This is a genomic window from Endozoicomonas sp. (assembly GCF_051008435.1).
GTDB lineage: Bacteria > Pseudomonadota > Gammaproteobacteria > Pseudomonadales > Endozoicomonadaceae > Endozoicomonas_A.
The window spans coordinates 1-8,342 of record NZ_JBPCXO010000289.1 but is presented as its reverse complement, the minus strand read 5'-3'; the positions used below and the strand labels follow the sequence as shown (position 1 = coordinate 8,342).

The following is an 8,342-nucleotide window of genomic DNA, read 5'->3' as shown; positions in this document are numbered from 1 at the left end:
GCCAGCCTGCTGCTGTGATGTTGATTGTACCTCGCTAGGCTTGGCACAAGAGTCACAGTAGTAGACTGGTTCCGCAGTCCACAAGAATCTTCCTTCGTCAAACGCTAAAAACTGCAGAATCGAGTATAAGTAATCAATTAAAACTGTTTCTGAAAGAACAGAAAGAGAGTTCAGGGTCAATAAGCAGCCCAATAATAAGTTTTTGTAGCAGTGCATTTTTATTTTTGTCCTGACTTTAATAAGGCAGTAAGATTGGTTAGAGAGGTAAGGCTCTGTAAAGTTCAAATAAATGTTATTTAAGAATTATATTTATGGGCGGCAAGTCAATTTTCTAGATAGGAGATGGGGCACCAGAAGGTTCGATTTTAGATCTAGCTATAAAACAAAGTGGCCAATCCGAGAAAGGACAAAAAGCCGACCACATCAGAGACCGTAGTTAGTATTATCGTGCCAGCCAAAGCGGGGTCGATATTCAGGGACTTGAGAATGACGGGAAGGCTAGCACCGACTATTACCGCAGTACTGAGGTTAATGACCATGGCACAGGCGATAACCAGTGAAATGATAGGGTCCTGAAACCATAAATAAGCAATCAGGGAAACCAGTCCAGCCCAAAGTATACCGTTGAGAAAGCCTGCCATCAGCTCGCGACTGAGCAGCCATCGAAGATTGGTTTTGCTGATCTGTCCTAATGCCATCCCCCGTATCACCAGGGTCAGAGCCTGGCCGCCCGCATTGCCGCCCATCCCTGCAACGATTGGCATAAGTACCGCCAAGGCGACGACTTTGTCGATGGTTGCCTGAAACACACCTATGACGGAAGCAGCAATAAATGCTGTGATCAGGTTAATACCCAGCCAGACAGCTCGTCGGCGGGCTGTCTTCAGTGCCGGGGCAAAGGTGTCTTCATCGTCATCCAAGCCCGCCATGCTCATCATGGAGTGTTCAGCTTCTTCCCGGATAACATCCACAACGTCATCAATGGTAATACGACCCAGCAACTGGCCCTGTTGTGAAATGACGGGGGCCGATACCAGATCCTGACGTTCAAACAGCTGTGCGACCTGACTGTCTTCCATATCCGCTGCGATGGGTTCCAGATCGCTTTGCATCACATCAAAAACAGTGGCTGAAGGGTCTGTGGTCAGAAGAACTGATAAAGGGAGAGCACCAATGTATTCGTCTCTGCGATTGACGACAAACAGGCTGTCTGTCATCTCCGGAATGTCCTGATGGCGTCTGAGGTAACGTAAGACAACATCCAGGGTGCTACTGGGACGGATTGTGATGACATCAGTATTCATCAGACCGCCTGCGGTGTCTTCGGGGTAGGAAAGAACCACTTCCACCCTTTGTCTGTCCTGGCTGTCCATGGAATCCAGGACTTTTCGCGTGATAGTGCCAGGCAGTTGTTGCAGAAGGTCGGCAATGTCATCGACATCCTGGCCTTCAGTAATGGCTTTCAACTCTGCCACATTCATTCTGTCGAGGAAGAACTGCCGGACTTCATCGCTTAGCTCCTGCAATACATCGCCTTCCATTTCGCGATCAATCAGGCGCCAAAGCAGACTGCGAAGTTTGGGAGGAGAGGATTCAAGCAGGTGGGCTGCATCCGGTGCTGGAAGACCATTCAGCATACGCCTGAGCTCAGGAGAAACGCCATGCTCCAGGGCTTCGTTGAGCTCCTGAAATGCCTTGTCTCCGATACTCAGTTGTAGCTGCTGTACCATAGATGCGTGCTCGACTCTTTCGGCAGAAGTGTCAGATTAACGACCTTCTGTTCTGGATACGATCAAGCCTGCACAGTCAGACTCAGTATGTTCGTATGCAATGGTTTGTTGTTTGTTTGCACTGAGCCTGTTTATTTTTTCAATCAGCTCAGACTATTGGAAATACCAGTATAAACAGAGATTGACTAATGAGGAGGATGACTATTCACCCTCTTCAAAAAAATCATTGATCAGATTGCACAACGCCGTACAGGCTTCTTCTTCATCATGACCTTCAAAGGTTAAGTCAAGGACCGAACCTTTTCCTGCAGCCAGCATCATCACGGCCATGATGCTTTTTCCATCTACTTCTCGACCATTAAAACTAACCTTTACCTGGCTGGCAAAAGCTGACGTAGTAGAAACAAATTTGGATGCTGCACGTGCGTGAAGGCCGAGTTTATTAATAATGGTGATCTGCTTCTCGATCATTATTTGGAAAGCTCCCGATGTCTGACCTGTACGCAGTCAAAACGTTCTTTGAGCCACTCGCCCAATTTTTCGCTGATAAACACAGAACGGTGTTGCCCACCCGTACATCCGATCGCAATGGTCAGATAACTGCGCTGACCAGATTCAAACTTTGGTAACCATTTTTCCACAAATGTGCTGAGATCTTCAAACATCTCATCCACCATGGGTTCTGCGGCAAGAAAATCTTTAACAGGTTGATCCTGACCCGTATAAGGTCTGAGTGCTTCTACCCAGAAAGGGTTGGGCAGGCAGCGCACATCAAAAACATAGTCAGCATCAATGGGCATACCATGCTTGAAGCCAAAGGACTGGATCATCAGTGTCATGCTTTTACTGTTGGATCCACACACACGCTGACGGATTTGTTCTCTTATTTCATGAACCGACAGGGGGGAGGTGTCGAGCCTGATATCGGCTTCTTCTGCCAAAGGAGCCAGCAGTTTTTTTTCCAGGTTTATCGCTTCAGTTAATGAGACTTCGTCATTACTGAGAGGGTGGCGACGGCGGGTTGAACTGTATCGCTTCATCAGACTGTCGCTGTCTGCGTCCAGAAAGACGACCTGGCATTCAACGCCTTGTTTTTTTAATTTATCCAGCAGTTTTGGAAAACGTTCCAGAGCTCCAGGTACATTTCTGACATCCAGGCTCACGGCCATGCGGGGTGGCTCACCCAGGCTACTCTTGAGGTTGGCAGGCAGGTCATTAAGCATGCTGGCTGGCAGGTTGTCTACACAATAAAAACCTTCATCTTCCAGGGCATGAAGGGCAGAGCTTTTGCCGGAGCCCGAACGCCCACTGATAATGATCAATTTCATGGTGTGTCCTTCCCGATTTTTTGACCGTGTAAACAGTTTGCCTGATTGTTTTTCATGATCGTGGCTGAGCTGGATCTGGTTTAACGTCGCTCTCAATAACAGGTAATGCCTGATAATGCCTTTGGAGGCTGACGAACACCGGCCATATTCAGGCTCATGAGTAAGCAGGAGTATGGCGTCTCATGAGACAGGCATCTCACCTGATTCCGGGTGAGGCAAGTCTATCAAAACCCAATGAGATTAGAACCAGTCGCTTTCTTTTATTTCAAGCATAGTCCGGATATTTCTATCGCATGCAGTTTTGACGGAGAAATATGCACTGGGGCGGTGACCTGGAAGGGAGAAAGAAGAGGTTAGGTGAAGCAGAAAACATTTTGCCTGCCTCTGTTGCCAGACAGGCATGCAAAATGTTTTTCATTTGTCTCCGTTAGACAGGGCGACAGATGATGCTGTATAGCGCTTCGGGTGTTTCTGCTGCGCGCATCTGACTGAGTAACACTTCGGATTGAAAGCGTTCAGCCAGGGCTTGCAATATGTTTAAGTGCTCCTGAGTGTTCTCCTCCGGAACTATGAGTGCAAAAACCAGATCGACAGGCTGCTTATCCACAGAATCAAAATCGACAGGTTCAGACAGTTTAATCAACAGTCCAGTAGGGTGCTGACAGGCACTGGAGCGACAGTGAGGCAGGGCAATACCGCCGCCTAACCCGGTAGTACCGAGTCGCTCTCTGCTAATCAGGCTGTTAAATAGATCCTTGGTGTTTATGGCGGGAACATGTTCACTGATGATTTCCGCAATGATTTCCAGGATTTTCTTTTTGCTGGCCCCCTGCACACCGCAGAGGGTGCGCCCGGGGGTGAGAATATTATCGATAATCATACAACGATCGTTGCTTACAGGCGGCCACTGGCACCCTGAAGCCGGTCAAGCGTCTTCTCTTTGTGTTTAACGAGTTGTCGATCCAGTTTGTCCGACATGTCATCAATGGCAGCGTACATATCTTCAGCCTCAGCGGTTGCATTGATATCCGCCCCACGTATATGCAGAGTCGCTTCCACTTTGTGATTCAATTTCTCAACACTCAGGGTGACCTGAACGTTTGTGATTTGGTCAAAGTGTGCGGCAAGGCGGTCGAGTTTCTTGGTGACGTAGTCTTTTAGAGCTTCAGTCACTTCTACATGATGTCCACTGATGTTGACTTGCATGTAACGCTCTCCTGCTGATCCCGATTCTCAACATTGGGCTGCCCCCGGGATTGTATGGGCAGCCCTGATTGAAAGTCTATCACTGTCAATGACAGTTGGCGCTGTTCTGAGACAAAAAATCTACTGGTCGATTTGTGGTATAAAGGCTCAGATAAGTTGCTTGCGTTCATTCGATGGTGGAATATTCATCGATTCGCGATATTTGGCGATGGTTCTTCTGGCAACTTTGATCCCCTGATCTCCCAGCAAACCAGCAATTTTGTTGTCACTCAAAGGCTTTTTAGGATTTTCCTCGGATACCAGCTCTTTGATCAGGGCTCTGATGGCTGTGGATGAACACTCGCCACCTGAGTCTGTGCTGACATGACTGGAGAAAAAGTATTTCAGTTCAAACACGCCTCTGGGTGTGTGCATGTATTTCTGGGTGGTGACCCTTGAAATAGTCGATTCATGCATATCGACAGCTTGAGCAATGTCGGCCAGTACCAAAGGTTTCATAGCCTGTTCGCCCTGTTCCAGAAATTCTTTCTGAAAATCAACTATCTTGCCGGCGACCTTGAGCAGGGTTTCATTACGACTCTGCAGATTTTTCAGAAACCACCGGGCTTCCTGTAACTGGTTTTTCATGAATACGTTGTCGCGGCTGTTGTTAGCGCGCTGTACCATGGAAGCGTAGCTGTTGTTGATGCGAAGTCTGGGTAGGGATTCTGAGTTTAGTTCAACGACCCATCGATCTTTGACTTTGGCCACAGAAATATCCGGTGTGACGTATTCTGTTTCAGTCTGGCCAATCTCAGCTCCGGGCCTTGGGTTGAGACTTTGCACCAGATTCAGGGCTTCTCTCAGCTGATGCTCCTTTAGGCGGGTGCGGCGCATGATCTGAGCATAGTCACGGCTGCCAAGTGCCTGCAGGTGATTTTGGATAAGTAAGCGAGCTTCTTTCAGAAAGTGAGTTTCTTTGGGCAGCTGGTTCAGCTGAACTTCCAGACATTCTTTCAGGTTGGCACTGGCACAACCTACCGGATCAAAATGCAGGATGCGTCGCTGCATGACCTGAAGCTCTTCAAAATCCAGTTCTTCTAGCTGGGCCTGCAATGACTGATAAATTTCTTGTAGAGAATGGGTCAGGTAACCATCATTGCTGGTAGCTTCTATGACAGCCAGACCCATCAGTCTGTCCCTGTCTGTCATAGGGGTTAGATTCAGTTGCCATTCCAAGTAATCCTGAAGAGATTCAGAGGCTCGGGATCGGGCAAAAGGGTCATGTTCTTCATCGGATGTTGCAGGCAGGCTGGAATAAACATCATCCCATCCGGAGTCAACGGGCAGGTCGTTGGGAATACTTTCAGCCCATTCGGACTCTTCTGGCTCTGGAGTCTGTTCTGCTTTTTCATTGAAATCGACAGGCTGCTCTCCCTCATCGCGGGATGCAGGCGGTTCTTCTACAGACTCTTCAGACTCCAGCATAGGATTGGATTCAAGAACTTCCTGGATTTCCTGCTGCAGGTCCAGAGTGGAAAGTTGTAGAAGCCGTATGGCCTGTTGCAGCTGAGGGGTCATGGTCAGCTGCTGGCCCATTTTTAGCTGTAAGGATGGCTTCATAGGGCAACCGTATACCTTTACTTCGATGTCTGCACTGAGGGTGCCAGGATAGGTGGCGTGAGCCCTCGGCAGTTATTTCTCAGTGCCTGCTCATTCTTATGATTGGGCTACTCTCCATGTCATCGCGATTATAATCACATCTGAAGCTTCGGGGGAAGTGGATTCATCATGACGTGTATGAAAAAAACATTCATGTAGAAGACAGGTTATCCCTTGTTTTAAAGGCCCGGATGACAAAAAGCTTTAGGGTCCAGGCAAGTAGTTTAGACACTTAAAACCCTTTCGAGGAATAGAAAACGGAAGAAGGATTTGAGTGAAAGTCGATTATTTCGAAGTCTGTGTCGATAAGTTTTATAGACAGGCACGTTAGAGTGATTTTCATGAGCATGGATGGACTGGGGGAAGTGACGTCTTCAACTTCCACATCAACTTCAAGTCAGCCAACGGTTGCCACTGGGCCCGCTTATGCCTCTGATTCCGGCCAGATGGGGCCATACAGTGTCCGTTACTTTAACGTGGGGAGTTGTATTGCCTCACCCATAAGAACAGGCGTGGATTCTATTGCCGGTTCAACGCCCTCTCAGGAAAGAGTGGTTGAAATACAGCAATCTACCCGTTATCTGCAACAGATCAGCCAACAGCTGTTGGTGCATTCCATTCTCAGGAATCAAGAGAGTCTTCAGAAGTTAGGGGAGGTGACAGGAAAGTTGGATAATCAGGTGAGGGTGACTGACAATCCTGCTTATCGACCCGATACTCCACCGGACTCCCCTACGCCTAAAAAATATCCGTTGCCTATAGTAACGCCTGTCGGAGGCTCCGGAATGGCCATGCAGCGTTCTGATCCTGAGTGGCATAACTGGACATTTGAACTGGAGTCAGATGATGAGAATAGGCTTCATAAACCTATTCCTGAAGAAAGGGCTGACCGAAAGCATTCGATTACTTAAAAGAAGCCTGTGGCAAAGCGAGTCAAGACAGAAGAAGCCATTGAACAGAATAAGCAGAATAGAATAGCCCGTTTAAAAAGATTTTTACTCGATCAACAACAAATATTCCGGGAAATGGGCTACGAGCTGGCACCCTCAGAGTTGATTAAAATGGATGAATTTACCCAGTCTATGGCTGTGGATGGTTTGTTTGGTAAAGGATTTGAGGACCGTCTTCCTTACGATGATGTTTATAAGTTGAAGCTTGCCTTGTATAAAGTGCGGGACCGTCTGAAAAAAGATCAAAAAGCCTGTCCCGGACTGGATTTGAAAGCGCTGGTCGAAGAACTTGCAATGGTTCAGGTTAATCAGTTTCCGGGTCTGCCGGATCCTTATGCTAATCGTTGTTTTATTAACGCCAGCTTTCATTTGCTGAGAGAAACATTGAGCAGCAGTGATTTGGGCTCGATTAAAAAAATATGGCAGGAAAAACAATCAGCCAATGGTGATGCGAGTATAGAAACGGTTAGAGAAGCTTTGTCAGCTGTTTTTGTCGAGATGGATAAGGCTCCAGTCGATCAGGGTAAGATTCGTGCCTTTACGGATCAGCTCATCTTTTTGGGGGGGCAGCCAGGTTCCGGGCTTCAGGGTTGTATTGAGTTTTCCAGAAGAGGGGGGAGTCCTAGTCAGAATGGTGAGTATCAAGAGAGGCTGTTAAGTGGGCTTCAGCATAATGATGCCAATGCTTTTTTATTAGGAGTGTGTGCCAGTTTTAAAGCAGAAATATCAGATAGCTCTGCGCTTAATCTACACACTCGGAAAGTGACTCAGCGTGAAGGCAAGGAGTACACAAGCTGGTTAGAGAGTCAGGATAAGTTACCTCAGTTGGATATACCTCTTATTGCCAGTGGTTCGATTAACGACAGCGTAAAGGCATTTCTTGATGCCCCGGAAAGTAAGAAGCATCCTCAGCAGGTAGAGTGGTCTGACCTGTCTGATCTTCCTGGAGGAAAATACCCTACTTCTTTTCAGTATGCGTTCAGTGTTGATTTGTCAGAGAGGCAAGACTTTCGCTTATGTCTTGGAGCCAACAAATACAGTGAGTTTGGCAGTACCAGGCTGGCGCAGCGCCTGACAAAGTCGTTGGGGTATGTGTTTGGGGCAATCAAAATACGTGCTGGTGGCCCTGCAGGGCAATTACGGGAGCTGGAAGCTAAACCTGAGGCCATGATTCTACATTGCGGCAGATCGATCATGGGTGGTCACTTCTAGGACTTACGCATTGATGGCACCTGCTAATTTTGGTAGCAGGTGGTCTTTACTCTTTGCAAAACTCTCAATGAATTTACCAACCGTCTCTTTAAATAGCCCCGTTGGTGCTGATAAATATTCGTAAACTCTTGCGCTATTTGCATTTTCTGGGGCTTTTACAGGTTGGCTGATGAAAAGTGAGGGGTTGCAACAGAAATAGCCTTCAGGAGACGATTGATTTATAAGGATCAAAATTTCTGAAGGATCAGACATGTGTGCAACACCCTCACTACGCC

9 protein-coding genes and 1 pseudogene are annotated in these 8,342 nt (G+C 47.5%); 2 read left to right on the top strand and 8 right to left on the bottom strand.

Annotation, left to right across the window (positions count from 1 at the left end; translation table 11 throughout):
- The 7 genes from ACR2PX_RS14665 to ACR2PX_RS14635 form a co-directional block, all read right to left on the bottom strand.
- The coding region (locus ACR2PX_RS14665) for a hypothetical protein (RefSeq protein ID WP_434000101.1) at positions 1–216 on the bottom strand (216 nt) is incomplete at its 3' end.
- A gap of 155 nt (positions 217–371) precedes the next feature.
- Positions 372–1,730, bottom strand: coding sequence for a magnesium transporter (mgtE, locus tag ACR2PX_RS14660; protein WP_434000100.1), 1,359 nt, complete (start codon positions 1,728–1,730; stop codon positions 372–374).
- A 201-nt stretch (positions 1,731–1,931) separates the two neighbouring features.
- The gene (locus ACR2PX_RS14655; protein WP_434000099.1) at positions 1,932–2,201 is read right to left on the bottom strand and encodes an HPr family phosphocarrier protein; all 270 of its coding nucleotides are present in this window, start codon (positions 2,199–2,201) and stop codon (positions 1,932–1,934) included.
- On the bottom strand, positions 2,201–3,058 hold the full coding sequence (rapZ, locus tag ACR2PX_RS14650) for an RNase adapter RapZ (RefSeq protein ID WP_434000098.1): 858 nt from the start codon (positions 3,056–3,058) through the stop codon (positions 2,201–2,203). The genes ACR2PX_RS14655 and rapZ overlap by 1 nt, the downstream gene beginning before the upstream one ends.
- Positions 3,059–3,485: 427 nt before the next feature.
- On the bottom strand, positions 3,486–3,938 hold the full coding sequence (locus tag ACR2PX_RS14645) for a PTS sugar transporter subunit IIA (protein WP_434000097.1): 453 nt from the start codon (positions 3,936–3,938) through the stop codon (positions 3,486–3,488).
- Between the two features lie 14 nt (positions 3,939–3,952).
- Positions 3,953–4,264: a ribosome hibernation-promoting factor, HPF/YfiA family gene (hpf, locus tag ACR2PX_RS14640; protein ID WP_034832666.1), complete on the bottom strand. Its 312-nt coding sequence runs from the start codon at positions 4,262–4,264 to the stop codon at positions 3,953–3,955.
- A gap of 147 nt (positions 4,265–4,411) precedes the next feature.
- On the bottom strand, positions 4,412–5,866 hold the full coding sequence (locus ACR2PX_RS14635; RefSeq protein ID WP_434000096.1) for an RNA polymerase factor sigma-54: 1,455 nt from the start codon (positions 5,864–5,866) through the stop codon (positions 4,412–4,414).
- 380 nt (positions 5,867–6,246) lie between these two features.
- Here ACR2PX_RS14635 and ACR2PX_RS14630 point away from each other — a divergent pair, with 380 nt between their 5' ends.
- The gene (locus tag ACR2PX_RS14630; protein WP_434000095.1) at positions 6,247–6,816 is read left to right on the top strand and encodes a hypothetical protein; all 570 of its coding nucleotides are present in this window, start codon (positions 6,247–6,249) and stop codon (positions 6,814–6,816) included.
- Between the two features lie 9 nt (positions 6,817–6,825).
- Positions 6,826–8,067, top strand: a complete 1,242-nt coding sequence (locus ACR2PX_RS14625) for a hypothetical protein (protein ID WP_434000094.1) — start codon at positions 6,826–6,828, stop codon at positions 8,065–8,067.
- Positions 8,068–8,070: 3 nt separating this feature from the next.
- Here the strand turns inward: ACR2PX_RS14625 and ACR2PX_RS14620 are convergent.
- A pseudogene (locus ACR2PX_RS14620) lies at positions 8,071–8,216 on the bottom strand (IS701 family transposase); the annotation flags it as partial.
- Positions 8,217–8,342 lie beyond the last annotated feature (126 nt).

What these genes read in the sequence shown, in the direction of transcription:
- mgtE (WP_434000100.1), bottom strand. Translation starts at nt 1,730, where the DNA reads ATGGTACAGCAGCTACAACTGAGTATCGGAGACAAGGCATTTCAGGAG.
- ACR2PX_RS14655 (WP_434000099.1), bottom strand. Translation starts at nt 2,201, where the DNA reads ATGATCGAGAAGCAGATCACCATTATTAATAAACTCGGCCTTCACGCA.
- rapZ (WP_434000098.1), bottom strand. Translation starts at nt 3,058, where the DNA reads ATGAAATTGATCATTATCAGTGGGCGTTCGGGCTCCGGCAAAAGCTCT.
- ACR2PX_RS14645 (WP_434000097.1), bottom strand. Translation starts at nt 3,938, where the DNA reads ATGATTATCGATAATATTCTCACCCCCGGGCGCACCCTCTGCGGTGTG.
- hpf (WP_034832666.1), bottom strand. Translation starts at nt 4,264, where the DNA reads ATGCAAGTCAACATCAGTGGACATCATGTAGAAGTGACTGAAGCTCTA.
- ACR2PX_RS14635 (WP_434000096.1), bottom strand. Translation starts at nt 5,866, where the DNA reads ATGAAGCCATCCTTACAGCTAAAAATGGGCCAGCAGCTGACCATGACC.
- ACR2PX_RS14630 (WP_434000095.1), top strand. Translation starts at nt 6,247, where the DNA reads ATGAGCATGGATGGACTGGGGGAAGTGACGTCTTCAACTTCCACATCA.